Below are 22,899 nucleotides of genomic sequence, written 5' to 3'. Positions count from 1 at the left end.
CGCTTTGCGACGCCGACGAGCGTCATGAGGCGAGGGCAGCCGCTGCGCGCAGCCGTGCCAATGGCGAACGTACGGGCATTGCCCTGCTGATGACGCCGGTGATCGCTGCGCTCTTCGCGTTTTACGTGATCATTGCCATGGCCGGCAGCGGGATCAAGAGCTTCTCGGTGGTGGCCCTGGTGGATCTGCACGGCATCACCCTGGCCTCTGCCAACATGGCGCTCAGCGCGTACTTCGTCGCGGCAGCCGCTGGCACGCTGCTGGGCGGCTGGATGGCGGACCGTGTGCAACGCCGTGAGCTGGCCACGGCGGTGGCGTTCATTCTTTCGGCCGGTTTCGTCATGTTGCTCACCTTTGCCGGGTTGCCGTTGGCGGGCGTGTTCGGGCTGATGCTCGGCGCGGGGTTCTTCATTGCGGTGGTGGCGCCCATGCGCGATGTGATGGTGCGCCAAGCCGCGCCCCGCGGCACCGTCGGCACGGCCTTCGGCCTGGTCACCACGGGCTTCAGCGCCGGCGCGGCCGTGGCTCCGGTGCTGCTTGGCTGGGTGGTGGACCAGGGTGCTCCTGGCGGGGTGTTCTGGGCCATCGGGGCGTTTACGCTGGCCGGGGTGCTGACGCTGACGGGGGTCGGGGCTGCTCGTGCCGCCCACCGCGTTCGGGCCTGAGCCTCCGGCAGCACTGCGCCGGTTCACCTGCTCTGTGTTCTCTCCATTATCCTTTGCCTGTACGCGCCGGTGATGGCCGGCGACGAGAGACGGCGTCTGTACGTGCAGACCTCGGTGCCGGTGCATGTGGTCGAAGGGCTTGCGCATGAGGAGCCGTCGGCCCGTGCCGGCTTCGCGGCGCTTGTGCTTGAGGCACTGCTCAAGGCCTGTGATGAACTCTAGCAGTCGCGTGGGGCAACGGAACCTGATTCGAAGCGGGCGTAGCGGCTCAGACGATGGCGTCGCGCCATGGAACTGGAACTTGCTTGCCTGTCACGGTTTCGGTCCGCACTTGCGGAGGCGGACGAGGTCGTGGTCAGCATCGATCGTCAGGGGCAGGTCCTGCTCCTTGTGGGCGGTTCACTGCTCCTGGTGAGCTGGCCGTGGGTGGCTGGGCAGGCCGAACGGGGGGCAGCCGGTCGTGGAGCCCGAGCCTTCGGCGTAAATGACCCGCAAGTGGGTCACACTGGTGGACTGCAGTGAGGGGCGACGCACGGATGGCCTGACCACGGTCGAACGTCTGGAAAGATACGGTGAAATGGAGCGGGATGCCTAGGTCGGTGCCGAAGAGGCCGAGCAGATTCTCGATCACATCGAGCACGGAGTCTACGATTAAGTGCAGGTCTGGCGTCTGACTGCCCGATGTCGAGCGTCTGACACCATCACAGGAGAAGGTGCCCGAAAGCATCACAACCGGCGGGTGCCGAGGAGCTTGCTCACCGTTGACACTTCGGATTCAATCGGATTTGCCGAAATCGAGACTCTCGTGCATATGGATATCGCGCATAAAATGACGTCGGCCTGCACCCAGGAAGATCCAGATCCAGAATGCACTGCCAATCGAGTGGGTGCGCTTTAACGACATAACGATCCAGACCATCGGGCGTGAATGGTTTGCTGGAGAGGAGAGTGCCGTCCCGATCGTGGCTCTTGGCCGTTATCTCCAGCGACCAGTTTCATCCTGAACACAGAAGTTCCCGACATCGACAAGATTGTTGGCGACCAGCCGGTCGACTTCGGACTCAAATTGGGCCTCTGGAACCAACAAGGTGAGGTTGTTGGCCCTGCCGACTGAGCCCCCCAGGAAAGGGGGCCCACCAGAGCATTGTCGGGTGTGTGCCGCCCTCCCGGAAAGTGCCCGCATGTGACCTTCGTTCCCCTATACCACGGCGTGACGGTCCCGGATTCGCACCAGGTTCCCCATTGTCACAGTCACATAATGTTGTGGCAAAAACCGGGCTGTGCGCGTCAAGACTAATGGGGGCGCAAGCCCCGAGGAATCCCAGCACCGTGTCGCCCACATGAACCCTGCAGCTTGGTGCTGGGCCAGTGCTCATGGCGCGGTATGGCAGTGAGGCGATCAGGGCTCCGGTACTTCGTCACGATGCGCCCGTGCCAGATCGACGAAAGCATGCAGATACCCGATTCCGGCGTCTGCCTCGCGGAAACCTAGGAAGATCTGCTTGGTCACGCCCCGTCGCCCCAGTCTCACCGGCATAACGCTGAACTTGGCGGCGTTTTCCTCCACCAGCCAGCGCGGCAAGGCGGCCACGCCGCGCCCGCTCGCGACCATCTGCAGCATGATGTCGGTGGTCTCGATGTGCCTGTGGCGCTTCGGGGTGATGCCCGCCGGGGTGAGGAACCGGTTGTAGATGTCCAGTCGGTCCGCTTCCACGGGATACGTGATCAACGTTTCGTCGGAAAGCTGTTTGGGCTGTACAAAAGCCGCCTCGCGCAGAGGGTGTCCCGGACCGACCACCAGTACCAACTCGTAATCGAACACCGGCTCAAAGCAAAGCCCGGTTTTGTAGAGTGGGTCAGGTGTGACCAGCATGTCTATCTCAAACCCAAACAACGCGCCGATGCCGCCAAACTGGAACTTTTGAATCACGTCCACATCGACCGTCGGCCAGGCGGCGAGATAGGGCGCCACGATTTTCAGCAGCCACTGGTAGCAGGGGTGGCATTCCATGCCGATGCGAAGCGTGCCGCGCCCTCCCTCGGCAAACTGACGCAAATGCGCCTCGGCATGTGCGAGCTGTGGTAACAGGCGCCTGGCAACGCTCAGCAGATACTCACCGGCTTGGGTGGGCCGCAGGCTGCGCCCCTCGCGCCGCCAGATGGCCAACCCCAGGTGATCCTCCAGCTTGCGCACACTATGGCTGAGCGCGGACTGAGTGAGATGCAGTTTGTCCGCCGCGGCGGTCAAGGAGCCGTGTTGGTCGACCGCGCGGATGATTTCGAGATGGGTGCGTTCCAGTCGGGCCATGCCGGGCCCCCCTCATGTGAATATGCTTCATGTATTGATGAAATAATACCGTTTTTGTTCATAGTTGTGGCGACGTAGCATGGCACCCTCGTTCAACCGACGGAGGCTAACACCATGGCACGCACCCACAACCTCGGCTATCCGCGTATCGGCGTCCGGCGGGAACTGAAGTTCGCCCTCGAATCCTACTGGAAAGGACAGTCATCCCTCGATGCACTCAAGGAACTCGGTGCCGAGCTTCGTCAGCGCCACTGGCGCGACCAGGCGGGGCTGGATCTCCTGCCCGTGGGCGACTTCTCCTTCTACGACCAGGTGCTGGATATGAGTTTCACTCTGGGCAATCTGCCCGAGCGCGTGCGAGGCCTCCAGGGCGAAACACTGGACAACTATTTCCGCGTCGCCCGCGGGCGCTCGACGCAGGCGGCCGAAGCACACACGCGATGCGGTTGCGGGATCGCAGCTGGTGAAATGACCAAGTGGTTCGACACCAACTACCACTACATCGTCCCCGAATTCAGTTCCGACACCGCGTTCAAGCTGGATGCCTCACGCCTGCTGGACCAACTGGCCGAGGCGAAAACACAATCCGTCAAACTCAAGCCCGTCATCATCGGTCCGGTGACCTACCTCGCACTCGGCAAGGCCAAGGACGGTTCCAACAAGCTCGCACTGCTCGAGCGCCTGCTGCCGGTCTATGGCGAGCTGTTGGAGACGCTGGCCGGACAGGGTGTCGAATGGGTGCAGATCGACGAGCCCATCCTGGTCACCGAACTCGCTACCGACTGGCAGCATGCCTTCAACACCGCCTATCACGATCTCAAGGCGAGCCGGATCAAACTACTGCTGACTACCTATTTCGGCACGCTGCAGGACAACCTGCAACTGGCCTGCAATCTGCCGATAGCCGGTCTGCACGTGGACGCGGTGCGCGGCCGCGAGGAAATCATCAATGTCGTTGACTGGCTGCCGGCCCACAAAGTGCTGTCAATCGGTCTGATCGACGGCCGTAATGTCTGGAAAACCGACCTGAACGCGACATTGGACTGGCTGGAGCCGTTGGCCACGAAACTCGGTGAACGTCTGTGGATCGCGCCGTCATGCTCGTTGCTGCATGTGCCGATGGATCTGGACAGCGAAGCAAAACTAGACGCCGACATCCGCAGCTGGCTGGCGTTCGCCACACAGAAGTTGGCGGAACTGTCCGTACTGGGCAAAGCCATAAACGAAGGGCGCGATTCTGTGGCCGAAGAACTGGCTGCCAACAAAGCCGCCATGGAGAGCCGTCAGCGGTCCGGGCGCGTACATGATCCGATGGTGAAAGAGGCCGTAAAGAATATCACCTCCGAACTCGGCAACCGTCGTAGTTCCTACGCCGAGCGCGCCGCCAAACAACGCGCCCACCTGAATCTGCCACTGTACCCGACCACCACCATCGGCTCTTTCCCGCAGACGCACGATATCCGTAAGACCCGTCTTGCCTTCAAAAGGCAGGAAATTTCTGCCGATGAATACACCGCAAGAATGAAGGCCGAAATTGAACGCGCCGTGCGTGAACAGGAAAGACTCGGTCTGGACGTTCTGGTGCATGGAGAAGCCGAGCGCAACGACATGGTGGAGTACTTTGGTGAGCAACTGGAGGGGTATGTATTCAGCCGGTTCGGCTGGGTGCAGTCCTACGGTTCACGCTGTGTCAAACCACCCATCCTGTTCGGCGACATCAGGCGCCCACGGGCAATGACCGTGGAGTGGACCGGGTACGCGCAGTCTCTGACCGACAAGCCCATGAAAGGCATGCTCACGGGCCCGGTGACCATGCTCAACTGGTCGTTCGTGCGTGACGATCAGCCACGCCGAGAATCCTGTCTGCAACTGGCTCTGGCCATGCGCCAGGAAGTTCTGGATCTGGAAGCCGCCGGCGTGAACCTGGTTCAGATCGACGAAGCGGCGCTGCGCGAGGGCCTGCCGTTGCGTAAGGCGCAGTGGCGGGACTACCTGAACTGGGCCGTCGAATCCTTCCGCATCACCGCCAACGGCGTGGCGGATGAGACTCAGATCCACACTCACATGTGCTACTCGGAGTTCAACGACATCATCGAGGCCATTGCTGCCATGGACGCCGATGTCATCACCATCGAGACCTCGCGTTCCGACATGGAACTGCTCGACGCCTTCGACCACTTCAGGTACCCGAACGAAATCGGCCCCGGCGTCTATGACATCCACTCACCCAATATCCCTTCCGAGCAACACATGGTCGAGCTGATGCGCAAGGCAGCCGAGCGCATCCCGGCCGAACGCCTCTGGGTCAACCCCGATTGCGGACTGAAGACCCGCCAGTGGAACGAGGTCATCCCGGCTCTGACCAACATGGTCGTGGCGGCCAGACGCCTGCGCGCCATGCAGTGACCCGGACCGTGCCGGCAACGGCGGGCGGACCATCGCCCGCCGTCCGACCTTACTCTGTCAACACGGTCCACGACCTGATCGTGCCGAGAGAGTCTCTTGTCTTAGGCAATGCATCATCATCAGCCGTGGGAAGATGCACCATGCGAGATCTGAGACAGCCCCTGAGCCTGTTGCCTTCCATCTAGGAACCGAAGCCGCCTGATCAGGGGTGTGGGACCTACAATGTCGAGTTCGTCTAAAGCTGAGGGTGGCATTGGGGCGGCTAAGCGGAAGCAATAACTCGCAACCCAACCATTCGTGGAAATGCGGTAGAATCCTGGTGACGATACGACCGTTGCCGAGCTTCGTGGGCGCACCGGTGATGATGTCTCAGTTCACATCGACCTGTTGTCTTGTGCCGTAGAGCACCGCGTAGGGAATCAAGGGACTGACGCCAGCCGGCTCGGGCATTCGCTCGGCAGACAGGCCGAGTCATTATTGCAGTCGTCGGCCGTGGCACTGATCAATTCCACCTCTCGACCCTGAACGCACATTTACGGGGACGCCGGCTACGGCGAGGTGCTGTTTTGCAGCATCCCGGACTCCGTGATAATTCTGTCCATCGGGATATCGAGATCCTGTGGATAAATGGTTTTCAGCCGGGAATGGTCGTAACCGATTCCAAGCACTAACGGCCTGGGAATGAACCTCACTATGGTTCTGTCGTAATAACCGCCACCGTATCCCAATCGGTACAACGACTCGTCGAACCCCACTAGGGGAATCAACAGGAGGTCCGGCCGTATCGGCTGACGCGTCTTTGGTGCTGAACCGCCCCGGGCACCGCGGAGGCTCCAACTCTTGAGAGGATGGAGCCATGAACAAGTCAAACAAGTTTTCACCTGAGGTCCGGGAGCGGGCGGTGCGCATGGTCCAGGAGCACCGTGGGGAGTACCCGTCGCTGTGGGCGGTTGTGGAGTCGATTGCGCCGAAGATCGGCTGCGTGCCACAGACGCTGCTGGAGTGGGTCAAGCAAGCGGAGATCGATGCGGGTGCGCGACCGGGCATGACTGCGGCCGAGACGCAGCGCATCAAGGACCTGGAGCGCGAGAACAAGGAGTTGCGGCGCGCCAATGAGATCCTGCGTACCGCCAGCGCTTTTTTCGCGCAGGCGGAGCTCGACCGCAAACTGAAGTCGTAAACGCCTACATCGATCAGCACCGGGACACCCATGGGGTCGAGCCGATCTGCAAAGTGCTGCAGGTTGCCCCATCGGCCTACCGGCGCCATGCGGCCCGGCGGCGCAATCCGGAGATGCGCAGTGCCCAGGCCAAGCGCGATGAGCGGCTGGTTACACAGATTGAGGGTGTCTGGGAGGCCAACCTCGAGGTTTACGGCGCCGACAGGGTCTGGAAGCAACTCAAGCGCGAAGGTGTTCCCGTGGCGCGCTGTAGCGTGGAGCGGCTCATGCGCCGCCTGGGCTTGCAAGGTGCACGCCGTGGCAAGACGGTCTGCACCACCGTGCCCGAGCGTGACGATGCCCTGACCCATCACTCCGACCGCGGGTCGCAATACGTCAGCATTCGCTACACGGAGCGACTTGCCGAGGCCGGTATCGAGCCGTCGGTCGGAAGCCGTGGCGACAGCTACGACAACGCCCTGGCTGAGACCATCAACGGCCTGTACAAAGCGGAGCTGATCCATCGCCGCGGCCCCTGGAGGTCCAGGGAGTCGGTGGAGCTGGCGACGCTGGAATGGGTGTCCTGGTTCAATCATCAGAGGTTGATGGAGCCCTTGGGGTATATTCCGCCGGTGGAAGCTGAGGCAAACTACTATCGGCAACTCGCCAGTCAAGCCGCGATGGCGGCTTGACTTAAACCAACTAGCCTCCGCGATACCCGGGGCGGTTCAGTGGACGCTCATGAGGTCGCACAAGTGATGGCTAGAGTCGGGCCTCATTTGGTACTGTGTCGTAATCCAGCTAGCTAGCCGTGGATAGGTCGCGCAATGGAAGGTTCATTGAAGAGCGAGAACAGCGCAGCGCTGTATGCCGTGATGGCCGCCAATTTGATCGTCTTCTATGCGATCCTCAAGGGCCAGCTGCTCCTCGCCGGCGACTGGATTGCAGCTGCCTACGACCTAGGCCAAGCGCTACCCGCTGGCTTGGGGCTTATTCTGACAGGAGTCCTGAGCGCACAACTTTCTGCTGATGCCAAGTCCAGAATTGTGTTTTTGCGCTGGAGCAATCCGCTACCCGGATGCGAGGCCTTTTCCCGATATACCCGCTCAGACCCGCGCGTCGATCTGAGCGCTCTTGAGAAGTAGCACGGACCGCTGCCCACTGATCCTCGGGCACAGAATGCTCTTTGGTATAAGCTCTATAAGACCGTCGAATCAGAGCCTTCGGTGGTCCAAGCGCATCGGGCCTACTTGTTCACGCGGGATTACGCCGGTATCGCCTTGATGATGCTTGTGGCACTAGGGGCCGCAGCCATATTTCAGATGTCACCTATGAAGGTGGTGCTGCTCTATATCGGAGGACTGGCTTTGCAGTTCTTGCTTGCGGGACAGGCCGCGCGCAACCACGGACGGCGGTTTGTTTCGACGGTATTGGCAATAAAGGGTGCGGGGCGCTAGCGGCACGATGAGCGACTACTTTGAGATTGACTTCCTGGACGTAGAATCTTCCAAAAGTGGAGACGCAATCTCGCTCCGCTATCAGATTGACGATAGCGCGTACATCCACGTGGTAGATGGCGGATTCCAAGCTGCTGGGCAGAGCGTTGTGGAGCACATCAAGAAGTACTACGGAAACCCAGCGTACATTGGACATGTAATTGTGAGTCATCCGGATGGCGACCACGCGGGCGGCCTAAGAACCGTCTTGGAGACGTTTGAGGTTGGGCATCTCTGGATGCTAAGGCCGTGGGTCTACGCGGGCGAGATCATCGATCGATTCTCTCGCTTCTCATCAATAGAGAACCTCCAGAGGCGCCTACGGGAGATCTATCCGAATATCGCCGCCTTGGAGGAGATAGCAGAGGAAAGAGGTATCCCTATATACGAGCCGTTTCAAGGCGAAAGGATTGGAGCATTCTGCGTCCTGGCGCCTACGAAGCAGCGATATCTCGATCTTGTAGTCCAGTCAGAGCGGACGCCTGAGTCGACAGAGGAGGAAAGAAAGTTCTCTGGGGATGGAATTGCGGCATTCTTGGAGAGGGCGGCTGCAAGGACAATGTCGTTACTGAAGGCGGCGTGGGGCACGGAGGTGTTCTCGCCGGAGGAGACCAGCGCAGAGAATGAGATGAGCGTCATTCAGTACGCCAATCTTTGTGAGAAACGCATAGTTTTGACTGCTGATGCCGGCCGAGCGGGCCTTGCCGAGGCGGCAGACTATGCCCCACATGTCGGTCTCGCATTACCCGGAGTGGATCGGTTCCAGGTCCCTCATCACGGGTCGCGGCGCAATGTGTCGACAGAGCTTCTTGATCGGTGGCTTGGTCCTCGACTTTCTGCGAAACCGCAGAATGGCCAAGAGAGATTTACAGCCATCATCAGTTCTGCCAAGAAGGACGAGGACCATCCGCGCAAAGCCGTTGTACGAGCCTTCATCCATAGGGGTGCGAAGGTGATCACAACCGAGGGACGGAGTATCAGAACAGGCCATAATGCGCCCCATAGGGAAGGATGGACAGCTGTAACTCCAGTCGAATATCCAGAGGAACAGGAAGAGTAATAGATGGACGGGTGGCAGGGCGAATCAGACAAAGCCCAATAAGGTGTTCCATCCGACGCGTATCGTGCATGGACGACTGGCGGACGTTGGGCAGCGGGGATCTATGGAAATGGCATCCCCTTGTGCATGGGGGAGGAGACTAGATGCATGGCACGACCTCAATGAGGCGGCCGAATGAGTCGGACCAAGCTAAAAAGTAGGGGGGTATATGCAGCACATTCTTCGCCTTGCTTTGGGAGCATGTCTAGCGATCGCTACTTTCTCTTCGCAGGCATATGAGATTAGTAGGCATTCGGATGGTTCCTTCAATCTCACCATCAGCGGCATAGCCATCAACAGTGGGTCCTCACTAGAGCGGGAAAGCATCCTGTTCAACGATCCCAGTTCGCCGGTTCAGATCCGCTCACATGCCACGGCGATCGCATATCAAGATCGCGCCTTTCGGTTTGCCGCTGAAACGATCATAGTAGTGGACCATCCGATTCGCGGTCTTCAGCTACGTACGATCCAGTACGACGCCTTTGGGCAGCATATGAGTAACCTTGCAAACACGGAGATCAAGGATTTTGGTGCAGGTGAAGTGTCACTGTCTGCTCAGTGGCGTGCTCGAGAGACGGATATCACTCGATTGCTCACGTCAGTTACGTATATTGCCAGAGTTCGACTGGCGGACGGCTCGCAGTGGGTCTATGACCAAGATGAGCTAATAGTCGCGCTTCGCAGTCTTAATCTCGAGCAAAAGATAGGAGATGACGGAGACTCCGAGTAGCAGAAGCGATGGGCAACGTAGTGCGAGAACGGACAGACTTGATTGGTGGGGATTCTGCAAGGACCATGAGCAAAACGATCCGCAATGAGGGCTCCGGCTCAGCACTGCGTTGCCTCGCCTAGAGCGATTGTTTTGGGAGATCTCAAAGGAGTTTTCGCGCCAGCGGCTTGACAAGGCGGAAAGATGGAACCAGATAACTAATCGATTCAGACAACGACGTGTCTTTCCGAGAGAAATGACGGCATGTTCGCGGGGGGGTAGCCCGGTAGTGCCAACTGACCGAAGGAGTGGGAGATGTACGATTGCGAGTGTTTGTCGGCGATGCTGGACGAGGTGAACAGAGCGACCGAGCGGGCGGAGCGCGCGGTGGATGACGCAATCGAGCATTGTGCGAGATCGATGGAACGCATTGCGGAGATGGAAGCGACGGCCAAAGCGCGACGAAACGACCCGGGACTTGGGTCAAACGGTTGAAAGAACCAGATAGTCGGTTGCGATTTCGAAGCGTACGATGCTAATCTTAAATTACTGCGGGTGTTACTCCGTGGTGTTACGCGCAAAGAAAGTCGTTGTGAAAAGGCTCCCTAAATCAACGGCTTAAGGGCAGGGTGCTCGAATCCCTCCCTCTCCGCCATATCCAAACGCAGAGGGGCNNGCCCCTCTGCGTTTGGATATTTGATGGGAACGAGATTCGAACCCTCGATATAGAGACGTGGGTTCGATCAGATCGGCAGGAAGCCGATCTGACGTTGCGCGTAGCGCAACGCCCCGAAGGGGCGGGCGACATGGAGGTCGCCCGTCAATCCCTCCCTCTCCGCCATATTCAAAGCAAAGGGTCCCCGGTGTTATCGGGGCCCCTTCGCTTTCAATCTCTTGAAACAGCGCTTGAACACTTGGTAACAAATCTTCCTCAGGTGTCGCCCTCGGGAGACAGGCCTGACGCATCATTTTCTCTCTGGCATAGTGACCCGCAGGGATCCGCCTTGGTGCGTCCCTGACGATACGGGTTTGGGATGGATGATGTTTGAGCAAGCCGAAAGGACGGAATGGCGGCGACGGAACGCCATCCTGATTTTGGCAGGTTTGGTGATTGCGGCCCTGCTGGGATCCGCGGGCGCCGACGATGAACACCTTGGCCTGCCACGCTTCCCCTCGATCAGTCCGGATGGTTCGGAACTGATCTTCAGCTGGGGCGGGGACCTATGGCGTGTTCCCGGCGTTGGCGGGGATGCGATACGCCTGACGCGTCATCAGCTGGATGATCTGCACTCCAGCTGGAGCCCCGACGGGGAGTGGATCATCTTCACCTCCATGCGGGACGGGTACCTCAACCTCTGGCGGATTCACCGCGACGGCACCCGCCTGTCCCAGATCACGCACGGCGACCGCCACGTTCGCTTTCCGGCCTACAGCCTCGACGAGGACGGGCAGTCGGTGATCACGTTCTCCGGTCTTCTCGAGGCCGACGTCTATCGCGATCAGCGCCCCTATGTAGTTTCCCCGGAAGGCGGAGAGCCGAGGCGTCTGCATGAAGCGTTCGGATCGGCGCCCCGGCTCTCGCCCGATGGCCGCCGTGTGGCGTTCACCCGGGGCGGGTACTACCACGACTGGGGCCGCCGGCATTACCGGGGTCCGGATGCGATGAACATCTGGATACTGGACCGTCGGGAAGGCACTTTCGAGGCGCTGACGGATCGGGACGGAGACGACGGCAACGCCCAGTGGGTCGATGGTCGCACCCTGGTTTTCATGTCGGATCGTGAACTCGATACCGTCAATCTCTATCGTGTCGATCTGGACGACGAGGACCGACAGGTCCGGCGCCTGACCGGGTTCGAGGGGCGCGATATCCAGCATTTCGATGTGGCACGTCACGGCGACACGGCAGTGCTCCATGTCTGGGACACGATCTATACGCTGGATCTCACCGATCCTGAGGCCGAACCCCGGCCGGTCCGCATGCATGTGGGCGACGAGGGCCATGACGACCACGAACTGCGCCGCATCGACCGGGATGTGACCGAGGCGAGGCTGAGTCCCGACGGGAGGACCATGGCCTATATCGCGTATGGGCGTGTCTATGTGCGCCATACGGATCGGCACAGCGCCACCCGCGCCGTGACACCCGGCACCCATGCCCGTCACAGGGATCTGGCCTGGTCCCCCGACGGCGTCAGTCTGTACTTCACCAATGACTCCGATGGGACGGAGTCCATCTACGAAGCGCGCGTGGCACTGACGCGTGGCGAGATCCGTCGCACCTACGAACGCCACCCCGGCGGTGAGTCTGCCGCGACACCGGATCCCGCACCCCGGGCCGCCGCCGACGTCCCGGATGCAACGGGGGCGACGGCCGAGCCGGATCAGGCCGACGAACCGGAGCCGGAACCCGAACCACCCGCGCTGGATCCGGAAGACCCGTTCGCCCCGGTGGATCCCGCCATCCCCGATGATCCACTCGCGGAGCCGGATCCCGATACGCCCACCGACCCGGCAGCGCTGCCCGAGCCGATCCAGGAACTGCCCGAACTGCCGGAGAGCATTCCAGAGCGGGAACTGGAGCCGACCCCCGCGCGGGAGCCGCCCCTGGCGGACGATCCCGCACGCTGGCACGAGGCCGTGATGTTCACGGTGCTGCCGGTGGTGCAGACGGAACATAACGAACGGGATGCCGCGCCATCGCCCGACGGACAGTACATTGCGTTTCGGCGCGGACGGGGTGACCTGGTGGTCAGGCACCTGGAAAGCGGTGACGAGCACAGGCTGGTACGCGGGTGGGACAGCACCATTCGCTGGCGGTGGTCGCCTGACGGTCGGTATATCGTCTACGCCCAGAACGATCTCAACTTCAGTGCCAACATCTTCATCGTGGCTGCAGACGGATCGGGGGATCCGGTCAACATCACCCGACATCCGCGTGACGACATCAACCCCCGCTGGTCCGCGGATGGACGCAAACTGACGTTCATTTCCAACCGATCCGGTGGCAGCTACGACCTCTACCGGGTATACCTCGACCGGGATCTGGAGCGCTACACGGCAAGGGAGCTGACAAGGTACTACCGTGACGCGCGCACGGCAGCCGCCGCAGGACAGTCGGAGAGTGATCGGGACGGGAGCGCCCGGGCCGGCGAGGAACTCGACCTCGACCTGGAAGGGGCCTGGCGACGTGTGAAGCGCGTGACGGCGCAACCGACGCATCAGTTTTCCAACGAGATGAGCCCCGGGGGGGATCGTTACGTGTTCAATTCCGCGGGGGAGGGGCTGATCGTCATGAACTGGGACGGCAGTCTGAGGCAGCCGCTGGGGCCCGAGGTCAACGTGCAGCACCTGGACAACGCCGGAGACCGGCTGATCTACATCTCCCGGGGTCGCGTGGGCATGGTGAACCTGAGCGGGAATCCGGTGCACCGTCAACTCGACATATCGGATACCATCCGCGTCGATCTGCGGCGCCAGTCCCTGCAGAAGTTTCACGAGGCGGCACGCATGATCGAGGAGCACTTCTATCGCCCTGACATGAAGGGGCTCGACTGGGCCACCGTGGTGGAAGACTACGAGGCGCTGATCGCGCGCGCGCGCACGCCGAGCGAGTTCAGCGACGTGGCCAACCGCCTGATGGGTGAACTGGCGGCATCGCACACGGGCGTATCCAATCCCGGCCCGGGCTCGCCGTTGCGGCAACCGGTCGGGCGCCTCGGCATCGAGCACGAGACCGTGACCCTGGCGAACGGCTATGTCGGTTTTCGAATCACCGGCATCGTGCCAAACGGCCCTGCCGATAGCGGTTCGATGCAGCTCCGGGAGGGCGACATCGTCACTGAGGTCGACCTGCAGCCCTTCGAGCCGGATGAGTCGCTCACACGGCGACTGCGCGGACGTGTCGGGCAGGAGGTCATCGTGACCCTGGAACGTCCGGTCGGGACCCTGCGAAACGTCTATCGCACTCTGATCACACCGGTGGATTACGACGCGCTCGCCCGGCTTCGTTACGAGGCCTTTCTGGAGGAGAGCCGCCGCACCGTCAACACGCTCTCCGACGGGCGGATCGGGTATCTGCACATTCAGGCGATGAACCAGACCTCCCTCGAAGGGTTTCAGGCCGACCTGTACGCCGCCGCGGAGGGCAGGGAGGGTCTGATCATCGATGTACGCAACAACGGCGGAGGGAGCACGACGGATCGCATCCTCACGTCCATCATGGCGCCGGAGCATGCCTACACCGTCCCGGCCGGCGCCGACCCCGAACAGGCCGGCCATTACCCGCAGGGCAGGCTTGATGCGCCGCGCTACACCCTGCCCATCAATATGCTGGCCAACGAGAAGAGCTATTCCAATGCAGAGATTCTTGCGCACGCGTTCACAACGCTGGATCGCGGCACGCTCGTGGGCCGCCAGACCTACGGCGGTGTGATCTCCAGCGGCCGGTACAGCCTGATCGACGGCGCCACCGTACGGCGACCGTACCGCGGCTGGTATCTGCCGGACGGAACCGACATGGAGCATCACGGGGCCATGCCCGACCTGCCGGTGGACCAGACGCCCGAGGACGAGGTGGCCGGCCGGGATCCCCAGCTCGAACGGGCCGTGGAGGATCTGTTGCACCGGCTGGACGGGGAACGATAGCGCCAGCTGCGCCAGGGGACTCCCGAGACGCTTTTCTGTCCGGATCGAGGTATTTCGGGCGCCCATCGCTGGCCCGATGAACCGGCGGGTGCGACAGCCGGAGCATATTGACAGATGAACTGCGCAAAAAATGTGAAAAATATGAATAGTATTACAATTGTTAATTTGAGCCGGGTATCGCTGACATGATCCTGGCCCTGGGGGCAAGTACGCCGAATGTGCTGACCCACACGGGGCAGTGCAGGAGGCCATCGACGACATTTGTTGGGGGGCAGCATGCCGGAACGTGAACAATCGAGGGCTCAGGGGGACGCGACCTGCGTGTCTCTGCCCGAATCAATGGACATCACGAGTGTGCGGGCGGTACGCGAGCAACTTCTCGCGGCCCTGGGTGCGGGTGTCCCGGTGGAACTGCACGCGCACCCCGTATCCCGGACCGACACCGCGGGCCTTCAGTTACTGGTGGCGTTCCTGCGAGAGGCTCACGCACGCCAGGTACCGGTCAGCGTGCACGCCGCGGGAGATGTGTTGCCGGCCGCCGTTCGGCGGCTGGGTGTTGAGTCCCTGTTCGGGCCCGCCATTCGGGGCCGGGACGACTGAGTTGACAGGAAGCAACGGAGAGAAGCCAGTGGCAAAGATTCTTGCGGTAGATGATTCGACCTCGTTGCGCCAGATGGTTGTTTTCACCCTGAAGGAGGCCGGTCATGACGTGTTGGAGGCGACCGACGGGCGTGATGCCCTTACAAAGGCCAAGGGGGGAGGCGTGGACCTGGTGCTTTCGGACGTCAACATGCCGGGCATGGACGGGATCTCCCTTGTGCGCGAACTGCGATCCCTGCCCAGCTACAAGTTCACGCCCATCCTCATGCTGACCACCGAATCCAGCCCGGAGAAGAAGCAGGAGGGCAAGGCGGCCGGTGCCACCGGCTGGATCGTCAAGCCCTTCAGTCCGGATCAGCTGCTGTCCACCGTCAAGCGTGTCCTTGGCTGACCGGTCATCATGAGCATCGATGTCAGCCAGTTCGTGCAGACCTTCCTCGACGAGAGCTTCGAGGGTCTGGATGCCATGGAGTCCCAGTTGCTGGAGCTTCAGGCGGACGACGTGGAGGCGATCAACACTATCTTTCGAGCGGCGCATTCCATCAAGGGCGGTGCGGGGACCTTTGGCTTTGGTCCCGTAGGCGAGTTTACCCACGGCGTCGAGACGTTGCTCGATGAGATGCGCGGGGGGCGCCGCGCGGTCAGCCCCGAACTGGTGAAGCTTCTGCTGGAGGCGGTGGACTGCATGCGCGAGATGCTGGTGGCCGCCCGTGACGGCGTGGAGGTGGACGCGCAGCGCATCGCCACGGTGCGAAGTGCCATCGACGCCTCGCTTAACGAGGAAAACACCGCCCCGATGCCTGAGCAGACTGCGGTAAGCACCGGAGGGAATGGCGCCGGATGGCACATACGATTTGCCCCGGAGCCCGATGTCATGCGTACCGGGAACGATCCGTTGCGCATTCTCGCAGCCCTGGAGGAGTTGGGCAGCGTGCAGGTGACGTGTGATCTGGCGCGGCTCCCCTCCCTTGAGGAGCTCGATCCGGAGGACTGTCTGCTGTCCTGGGATATCCGCCTCGAAGGTCCCGTGGGTCGGGAGGCGGTCAACGAGGTGTTCGAGTGGGTGGAGGATCAGTGCGAGTTGCGCATAGAGCCGCTCTCGGGCGGCGAGGTGGCGGCACCCGTTCAATCATCGACGGCCGTCGCGCAGCATGCGTCCGCCGGCTCCGGGGTGAATCCGCCTGCGCAGACCCGTTCCGGGTTTGATCGGCGTTCCGGTGGTGACCGCCGTGGGGCGGGCGACCGGCGTGCCGACACCGGCTCCATTCGTGTCAACACCGACAAGATAGATGCCCTCATCAACATGGTGGGTGAGCTGGTGATCACCCAGTCCATGCTGGGCCAGATCGGCAACGAACTGGTGCAGGGCGGCTCGCAGGTGCAGCTGGAGAAGCTGCGCGACGGTCTGACGTCACTGGAACGCAACACCCGGGAACTCCAGGAATCGGTGATGCGCATCCGCATGCTGCCCATCAGCTTCGCCTTCAACCGCTTTCCGCGCCTGGTGCACGATCTGAGCGCGCAGCTGGGCAAGCAGGTGGAACTGAGCATGTCGGGCGAGAACACGGAACTGGACAAGACGGTCATGGAGAAGATCGGCGATCCACTGGTGCACCTGGTGCGCAACGCGCTGGATCACGGTCTGGAGGTCCCGGAGGTGCGGTTGGCCGCCGGCAAGCCCGCTACCGGTCATCTTCTGCTCAACGCGTACCACCAGGGGGGCAACATCGTTATCGAGATCATCGACGATGGCGCCGGCATCAACCGGGAGAAGGTGCTGAAAAAAGCCATCGAGCGGGGCCTGATCAGCGAGGCGGATGCGGCCGCGATGCCCGATGAGCGGGTGTGCGACCTCATCTTCCAGCCCGGCTTCTCCACGGCCGAGACGGTGAGCGATGTATCCGGGCGCGGTGTCGGCATGGACGTGGTTCGGCGCAACATCCAGGACCTGGGTGGAAGCGTCGAGATCACCTCGCGCCAGGGACAGGGTTCGCGCATCACCATCCGCCTGCCGCTGACGCTCGCCATTCTGGACGGCCAGCTGGTACGCGTGGGCGAGCAGATCTACATCATCCCGCTGGTCTCTATCATCGAATCGCTGCAGGCCATGCCTGAGTCGCTCAACGTGGTGGCGGGTATGGCCGAGGTCTACCGGCTGCGCGACGAGTATCTCTCGGTGATCCGCCTGCACCGGGTGTTCGGCGTTCGGGGCGATACCGAGGACCTCACCAAGGGCCTGCTGGTGGTCGTGGAGGGCGACGGCCAGCGGGCCGCCGTGTTCGTGGACGAACTGCTCGGTCAGCAGCAGGTGGTGATCAAGAGTCTCGAAACCAATTTCCGGCGCGTGGAGGGCACCTCGGGGGCGACGATCCTCGGTGACGGCTCCGTCGCGCTGATCATGGACATCCCCGGACTGATCCGCATGACCAATCCGCCGGCGCAGGACGCCGTACGAAAACGGGCCCAGATTGAGGAGGCTGTATGACCCAGGTGATCAAGCAAGAGCAGAGTCTTCGGGAGACCGCCGGGAAGGCCGGCGATTCACAGGTCAACCAGTACCTGACCTTCTCCCTGGCCGACGAGTACTACGGGGTGGACATCCTGCGCGTTCAGGAGATCAAGGGCTGGACCCCGGTGACCCAGATCCCCAACGCGCCGGCCTATCTCAAGGGTGTGTTGAACCTGCGCGGCGTTATCGTGCCCATCGTGGACCTGCGCATGCGCTTCAACCTGGAATCGGTGGAATACACCCCCACCACGGTGGTGATCGTGCTGTCGCTCATGCACGAAGACCGCGAGCGCACATTCGGCATCGTCGTCGATGCGGTCTCGGACGTGCTGAACTTCGCGCCCGAGGACATCCGCCCGAAGCCGGATTTCGGCACGGTGGTGGACGCCGACTTCATCAGCGGTCTGGCCACCCTGGACAAGAGCATGGTGATGCTTCTGGACATCGACCGCCTGTTGAGGCCGGAAGAGCTGAGCGCTATCTCCCGCGCAACCGAATGACCTTTTCGAGGTAATCAAACGATGAAGTCTCTTACGGTCAAGCTGCGATTGAATGTCACCCTGGCGGTGGCGATCGTGCTGTTGCTGATGGTGGGCGCCATGGGCATTACCGGCCTTGGCATGGTTCGCGACGGTCTGCAGACGGTCTACGAGGACCGCACCGTTCCCCTGGATCAGCTGCGCAACATCGGACGATTGCTGCAGGAAAACATCAACCTGGCCACCCGTTCCACCATGAATGCCGACGCACAGGCTGCCCGCCGGGACATGGAACGCATGGACGCCAATATCGCCACCATCACCCGCATCTGGGACGAGTACATGGCGACTTACCTGACCCCGGAGGAGGCGCGCCTGGCGGAGGACTTCGCCCGGAACCGCGGGCGGTTCGTGCAGGAGGGGCTGCGTCCGGCGCAGTCGCTGTTGCGCGCCGGCGAGTTCGAGCAGAGCCGTGCCCACATCAACGCCAACATGATGCGGCTGTTTGAACCGGTGGGGGAGAACATCGAGGCGCTGCTGCGTCTTCAGATCGACGTGGCCGGCGAGGAATACGCCAACGCCGTGACGCTCTACGAGAACCTGCGGCTGTATACGGTGCTCGCCATGGGCTTCGGCCTCGTGTTCCTGGTCGCCATGGGGTGGCTGCTGGTGCGCGCCATCATGGGCCCGCTCAACCAGGCGGTGACGGTGGCCAACCGCATTGCGCAGGGAGAACTGGACAATGACATCCAGGTGCAGCGAAACGACGAGCTGGGCCGGTTGCTCACCGCCCTGCGGGAGATGTCCGGCAAACTCTCGGAGATCGTCGGCGAGGTGCGCACGGCGTCTGATTCCGTGGGCTCGTCTGCCCGTGAGATCGCCTCAGGCAACGACGATCTGAGTCAGCGCACGCAGGAGCAGGCGTCTGCGCTGGAGGAGACGGCGTCGAGCATGGAGGAGATGACCTCCACGGTGAAGCAGAACGCCGACAACGCGAGCCAGGCCAATCAGCTGGCGATCGGCGCGCGCGGCCAGGCAGAGTCGGGCGGCAAGGTGGTCTCCCAGGCGGTTTCGGCCATGAACGAGATCAGCGCCTCGAGCCGCAAGATTGCCGACATCATCAGCGTAATCGACGAGATCGCCTTTCAGACGAACCTGCTGGCGCTCAACGCGGCGGTGGAGGCGGCGCGAGCCGGCGAGCAGGGCCGGGGCTTTGCGGTGGTGGCCACGGAGGTGCGCAATCTGGCGCAGCGTTCCGCGGGTGCGGCCAAGGAGATCAAGGACCTGATCGAGGATTCGGTGGAGAAGGTGAAGAACGGATCGGAGCTGGTGGACAACTCCGGCAAGACGCTCACGGAGATTGTGGAGAGCGTGAAGAAGGTGACGGACATTGTGGCGGAGATTGCCGCGGCGAGCCAGGAGCAGTCGGCGGGCATTGAGCAGGTGAACAAGGCGATCACGCAGATGGACGAAGTGACGCAGCAGAACGCCTCGCTGGTGGAGGAGGCGGCCGCGGCCTCGCGTTCCATGGAGGAGCAGGCCCAGCGCATGGTGCAGATCATGAGCTTCTTCCGCACCGGCGCGGCCGCGGCCCGTGCCGTGACGGCTTCCGTGCCGATGCGTCAGGAGAAGGCGGCTCCGGCCGCCGCGAAGACCAACGGGCAGGACAAGCCTAAACCCGAAAAACCCAAGTCCAAGCCAGTACAGGCCGCAAAGCCACGCCCGGAGCCGCCACCCCCGCCGCGCAAGCCGCTGCGCCCGGTCGCCGAGCCCGACGAATGGCAAGAGTTCTGAGGGGCCGTTTCGGTCCGAGGAAACGATCCCGAACATCAGGAGGGAGTTGACATGATTTCATTCAATAACATGACCGTACGCGCCAGGCTGCTTCTGGTTCTGGCCTTCCCCGTGATCGGGCTGCTGTTCTTCTCCGTGAACAGCGTGCTGGACCGGTCGCGCACGGCCAACGCCATGCAGGACCTTGAGGCCCTGGCGGAACTGTCGGTGCGTTTCTCCGCAGTGGCGCACGAGTTGCAGATCGAGCGCGGCATGACCGGGGGCTTCCTGGCCAGCCGCGGCGAGCGCTTTGCCTCGGAACTGCCGGCCCAGCGCACGCAGTCCGATCGCATGCTGGGTGAACTCAACACCACCCTGCAGGCCTTTGACCGTTCCGGACAGTCCGCTGACCTGATCCAGGCACTCAACGCGGCCGAGCGGGACCTGCGCGAACTGGATTCCACGCGCGGCGCCATCAGCAACCATTCCATCGCCGGCGCGGATGCCCTGGGCTACTACACCCGCACCATCGCCTCGCTGCTGTCCGTGGGCCGTCAGGCGATGCTGCTCAGCGACGACCGCGAGGTGACGCGGCTCGCCACGGCCTATTCGAACTTGTCCCATGCCAAGGAGCGGGCCGGCATCGAGCGCGCCGTGCTCAACGTCGTGTTTGGCGCGGGCAGCTTCACGCCCGAGATGGTGGAGCGTTTCCTGAGCAACGCCGCCGCCCAGGCTACCTATTTTCACGAGTTCGAGGTGGCCGCCGGCGAGCAGCAGATGCAGTTCTTCCGCCAGACCGTAAGCGGACGCGAAGTGGAGGCGTCGGAGCGCATGGTGCGTACGGCCGTGGAGGGCATCGACGGGCGCCCCCTGAACGTGGACGCCGATCACTGGTTCGAGATGGTCACGGGCAGGATCGACCGGCTCAAGGACGTGGAGGACCGCCTGGCGGTGGATCTCATGGACGCGGCTGCGGCCTTGCGTGCCGGCGCGCAGAATACCCTCTACCTGTTCCTGTTGCTCACGGCCATGGCGCTGGCGGCCACGGCCCTGCTGGCCTTTTCAACCATTCGCAGCATCCTGCGGCAGCTGGGCGGCGAGCCCGCCCTGGCCGCGTCCATCGCGGGCCGCATCGCCGCGGGTGAACTGGATGTGCAGGTGCCCGTGCGCAGCGGTGACAGCACCAGCCTGATGGCCGCCATGAGGACCATGGTGGAGAAGCTGGCCGGGATCGTCACTGAGGTCCGTCAGGCCTCCGATGCCGTGGGCACCTCCGCCCAGGAGATCGCCACGGGCAATGACGATCTGAGTCAGCGCACGCAGGAGCAGGCATCCGCGCTGGAGGAGACGGCGTCGAGCATGGAGGAGATGACCTCCACGGTGAAGCAGAACGCCGACAGCGCGAGCCAGGCCAATCAGCTGGCGATCGGCGCGCGCGGCCAGGCAGAGACGGGCGGCAAGGTGGTCTCCCAGGCGGTTTCGGCCATGAACGAGATCAGCGCCTCGAGCCGCAAGATTGCCGACATCATCAGCGTAATCGACGAGATCGCCTTCCAGACGAACCTGCTGGCGCTCAACGCGGCGGTGGAGGCGGCGCGTGCCGGGGAGCAGGGCCGGGGCTTTGCGGTGGTGGCCACGGAGGTGCGCAATCTGGCGCAGCGTTCCGCGGGTGCGGCCAAGGAGATCAAGGACCTGATCAAGGATTCGGTGGAGAAGGTGAAGAACGGATCGGAGCTGGTGGACAACTCCGGCAAGACGCTCACGGAGATTGTGGAGAGTGTGAAGAAGGTGACCGACATCGTGGCGGAGATTGCCGCGGCGAGCCAGGAGCAGTCGGCGGGGATCGAGCAGGTGAACAAGGCGATCACGCAGATGGACGAGGTGACGCAGCAGAACGCCTCGCTGGTGGAGGAGGCGGCCGCGGCCTCGCGTTCCATGGAGGAGCAGGCTCAGCGCATGGTGGAGATCATGAGCTTCTTTCGGACCGCCGGCGCGGGCGCTCAGGCGCACACCGTCCAAGGCGGGAAGCGCGAGAATCCGGTGTCCGAGGATTCGATGGTGGCCGCCCACGCGGGTGCCTCCTGAGTGATCGGTGCGAGTTGTCCGGCACCGGCGAACGGGGGGGGTACCTGAGTGAACCCGGCGGCATCCTGTGTGGCGTACCAAGGACCGCCCGGGCGGGCGGCCATGGCGGCCAAGAGGGGAGTTCGTCCCGTGGATACAGAGATCCGGGAGTTCCAGTTCACCGACCGTCACTTCGACAAACTGCGCCGTCTGGCCTCGGAGCACACCGGTATCGTACTGGGGGAGAACAAACGCCAGATGATGTACGGGCGTCTGGCGCGGCGTATCCGGCAGCTGGGTCTGCGCAGCTTCGACGAATACTGCGCGCGCCTGGAGGAGGACCCGGAAAGCGAGCTGGGTGAGCTGGTCAACGCCATCACCACCAACCTGACCGCCTTCTTTCGTGAGAATCATCACTTCGAGCATCTGGCGCGTACGGCCGTGCCCGAAGTCCTGGAGCGCAACGCCGCCACGCGGCGTCTGCGCATCTGGTCCGCGGGCTGCTCCACGGGGGAGGAGCCCTACTCCATCGCCATGGTGCTCGGGGAGAGTGCCGCGCTCTCCGGCTGGGACACCCGTATCCTGGCTACCGACATCGACACCAACGTGGTGGCCAGGGCCGATACGGGTGTCTACCCCATCGAGCGCGTCAGGGACATGGACTCCAAGCGCCGGCGCCAGTGGTTCCAGAAGGGCACGGGGGCGAACGCCGGCAAGTGCCGGGTGCACCCTTCACTGCGCGAGATGATCGCTTTTCGTCCCCTGAACCTCCTCGGCCCGTGGCCGATGCGCGGCCCGTTCGACATCATCTTTTGCCGCAACGTGGTGATCTATTTTGACAAGAAGACCCAGCGCAACCTGTTCGACCGCTACGCGGACATTCTGGCACCGGGCGGCTACCTGTATATCGGTCACTCGGAGAGTCTGTTCCGGATCAACGATCGCTTCGACTCCGTGGGCGGCACAATCTACCGGAAGCGCTGAG

General features: G+C 62.4%; 16 protein-coding genes, 2 pseudogenes and 1 other annotated feature. Of the genes and pseudogenes, 16 read left to right on the top strand and 2 right to left on the bottom strand.

Annotation, left to right across the window (positions count from 1 at the left end; translation table 11 throughout):
• The 3 genes from B1C78_RS09165 to B1C78_RS17400 all read left to right on the top strand — a co-directional run.
• Positions 1-665 (top strand): MFS transporter (locus B1C78_RS09165; protein ID WP_139349873.1); only part of this gene is annotated, 665 nt, incomplete at its 5' end.
• A 72-nt stretch (positions 666-737) separates the two neighbouring features.
• On the top strand, positions 738-887 hold the full coding sequence (locus B1C78_RS17625; RefSeq protein ID WP_175628273.1) for a hypothetical protein: 150 nt from the start codon (positions 738-740) through the stop codon (positions 885-887).
• A 66-nt stretch (positions 888-953) separates the two neighbouring features.
• A complete protein-coding gene (locus tag B1C78_RS17400) occupies positions 954-1,187 on the top strand; it encodes a hypothetical protein (protein ID WP_139349872.1) in 234 nt (77 codons plus the stop codon).
• Between the two features lie 877 nt (positions 1,188-2,064).
• Here the strand turns inward: B1C78_RS17400 and B1C78_RS09160 are convergent.
• Entirely contained in the window at positions 2,065-2,973 is a 909-nt protein-coding gene (locus B1C78_RS09160; protein WP_077278858.1) for a LysR family transcriptional regulator, read from the bottom strand.
• Positions 2,974-3,087: 114 nt separating this feature from the next.
• Here B1C78_RS09160 and metE point away from each other — a divergent pair, with 114 nt between their 5' ends.
• Positions 3,088-5,379, top strand: coding sequence for a 5-methyltetrahydropteroyltriglutamate--homocysteine S-methyltransferase (gene metE, locus B1C78_RS09155; protein ID WP_077278857.1), 2,292 nt, complete (start codon positions 3,088-3,090; stop codon positions 5,377-5,379).
• 548 nt (positions 5,380-5,927) lie between these two features.
• On the opposite strand, the gene B1C78_RS18065 is transcribed toward metE, so the two are convergent.
• Positions 5,928-6,260, bottom strand: coding sequence for a 5-formyltetrahydrofolate cyclo-ligase (locus tag B1C78_RS18065; protein ID WP_077278856.1), 333 nt, complete (start codon positions 6,258-6,260; stop codon positions 5,928-5,930).
• Here B1C78_RS18065 and B1C78_RS09145 point away from each other — a divergent pair.
• The 12 genes and pseudogenes from B1C78_RS09145 to B1C78_RS09080 all read left to right on the top strand — a co-directional run bounded on the left by B1C78_RS09145 (position 6,236) and on the right by B1C78_RS09080 (position 22,898).
• Positions 6,236-7,230, top strand: a pseudogene (locus B1C78_RS09145) (transposase). The gene B1C78_RS18065 and the pseudogene B1C78_RS09145 sit on opposite strands and share 25 nt — an antisense overlap.
• Positions 6,514-6,630: a sequence feature (AL1L pseudoknot), on the top strand. Its footprint overlaps the pseudogene before it by 117 nt.
• Positions 7,231-7,365: 135 nt before the next feature.
• Positions 7,366-7,683 carry a hypothetical protein gene (locus B1C78_RS09140; protein WP_139349871.1) on the top strand — a complete coding sequence of 106 codons (318 nt, stop codon included), beginning with the start codon at positions 7,366-7,368 and terminating at the stop codon, positions 7,681-7,683.
• A 319-nt stretch (positions 7,684-8,002) separates the two neighbouring features.
• Positions 8,003-9,094, top strand: a complete 1,092-nt coding sequence (locus tag B1C78_RS09130) for a ComEC/Rec2 family competence protein (RefSeq protein WP_077278861.1) — start codon at positions 8,003-8,005, stop codon at positions 9,092-9,094.
• Between the two features lie 208 nt (positions 9,095-9,302).
• Positions 9,303-9,863, top strand: a complete 561-nt coding sequence (locus B1C78_RS09125) for a hypothetical protein (RefSeq protein WP_077278853.1) — start codon at positions 9,303-9,305, stop codon at positions 9,861-9,863.
• A gap of 1,074 nt (positions 9,864-10,937) precedes the next feature.
• Entirely contained in the window at positions 10,938-14,489 is a 3,552-nt protein-coding gene (locus tag B1C78_RS09115; RefSeq protein ID WP_245795385.1) for a S41 family peptidase, read from the top strand.
• 276 nt (positions 14,490-14,765) lie between these two features.
• A complete protein-coding gene (locus B1C78_RS09110) occupies positions 14,766-15,089 on the top strand; it encodes an STAS domain-containing protein (RefSeq protein ID WP_077278850.1) in 324 nt (107 codons plus the stop codon).
• 28 nt (positions 15,090-15,117) lie between these two features.
• Positions 15,118-15,480, top strand: coding sequence for a response regulator (locus tag B1C78_RS09105; RefSeq protein ID WP_077278849.1), 363 nt, complete (start codon positions 15,118-15,120; stop codon positions 15,478-15,480).
• Between the two features lie 9 nt (positions 15,481-15,489).
• Positions 15,490-17,574 (top strand): chemotaxis protein CheA, encoded by a 2,085-nt coding sequence (locus tag B1C78_RS09100; RefSeq protein WP_077278848.1) that lies wholly within the window; start codon positions 15,490-15,492, stop codon positions 17,572-17,574.
• On the top strand, positions 17,571-18,098 hold the full coding sequence (locus tag B1C78_RS09095; RefSeq protein ID WP_077278847.1) for a chemotaxis protein CheW: 528 nt from the start codon (positions 17,571-17,573) through the stop codon (positions 18,096-18,098). The genes B1C78_RS09100 and B1C78_RS09095 overlap by 4 nt, the downstream gene beginning before the upstream one ends.
• Positions 18,099-18,119: 21 nt before the next feature.
• The gene (locus B1C78_RS18060; protein WP_077278846.1) at positions 18,120-19,871 is read left to right on the top strand and encodes a methyl-accepting chemotaxis protein; all 1,752 of its coding nucleotides are present in this window, start codon (positions 18,120-18,122) and stop codon (positions 19,869-19,871) included.
• Between the two features lie 234 nt (positions 19,872-20,105).
• Positions 20,106-21,935, top strand: a pseudogene (locus B1C78_RS17945) (methyl-accepting chemotaxis protein); the annotation flags it as partial.
• A 102-nt stretch (positions 21,936-22,037) separates the two neighbouring features.
• A complete protein-coding gene (locus B1C78_RS09080) occupies positions 22,038-22,898 on the top strand; it encodes a CheR family methyltransferase (protein WP_077278845.1) in 861 nt (286 codons plus the stop codon).
• The last annotated feature ends 1 nt before the right edge of the window (position 22,899 follow it).

The sequence above is a fragment of the Thioalkalivibrio denitrificans genome (genome assembly GCF_002000365.1).
GTDB classification, from domain to species: domain Bacteria; phylum Pseudomonadota; class Gammaproteobacteria; order Ectothiorhodospirales; family Ectothiorhodospiraceae; genus Thioalkalivibrio_A; species Thioalkalivibrio_A denitrificans.
This window is presented reverse-complemented; position numbering and strand designations above follow the sequence as displayed.

Excerpts from the sequence above, each read along its gene's own strand:
- B1C78_RS17625 (WP_175628273.1), top strand. The coding sequence starts at position 738 with ATGGCCGGCGACGAGAGACGGCGTCTGTACGTGCAGACCTCGGTGCCG.
- B1C78_RS17400 (WP_139349872.1), top strand. The coding sequence starts at position 954 with ATGGAACTGGAACTTGCTTGCCTGTCACGGTTTCGGTCCGCACTTGCG.
- B1C78_RS09160 (WP_077278858.1), bottom strand. The coding sequence starts at position 2,973 with ATGGCCCGACTGGAACGCACCCATCTCGAAATCATCCGCGCGGTCGAC.
- metE (WP_077278857.1), top strand. The coding sequence starts at position 3,088 with ATGGCACGCACCCACAACCTCGGCTATCCGCGTATCGGCGTCCGGCGG.
- B1C78_RS09140 (WP_139349871.1), top strand. The coding sequence starts at position 7,366 with ATGGAAGGTTCATTGAAGAGCGAGAACAGCGCAGCGCTGTATGCCGTG.
- B1C78_RS09130 (WP_077278861.1), top strand. The coding sequence starts at position 8,003 with ATGAGCGACTACTTTGAGATTGACTTCCTGGACGTAGAATCTTCCAAA.
- B1C78_RS09125 (WP_077278853.1), top strand. The coding sequence starts at position 9,303 with ATGCAGCACATTCTTCGCCTTGCTTTGGGAGCATGTCTAGCGATCGCT.
- B1C78_RS09110 (WP_077278850.1), top strand. The coding sequence starts at position 14,766 with ATGCCGGAACGTGAACAATCGAGGGCTCAGGGGGACGCGACCTGCGTG.
- B1C78_RS09100 (WP_077278848.1), top strand. The coding sequence starts at position 15,490 with ATGAGCATCGATGTCAGCCAGTTCGTGCAGACCTTCCTCGACGAGAGC.
- B1C78_RS09095 (WP_077278847.1), top strand. The coding sequence starts at position 17,571 with ATGACCCAGGTGATCAAGCAAGAGCAGAGTCTTCGGGAGACCGCCGGG.
- B1C78_RS18060 (WP_077278846.1), top strand. The coding sequence starts at position 18,120 with ATGAAGTCTCTTACGGTCAAGCTGCGATTGAATGTCACCCTGGCGGTG.
- B1C78_RS09080 (WP_077278845.1), top strand. The coding sequence starts at position 22,038 with ATGGCGGCCAAGAGGGGAGTTCGTCCCGTGGATACAGAGATCCGGGAG.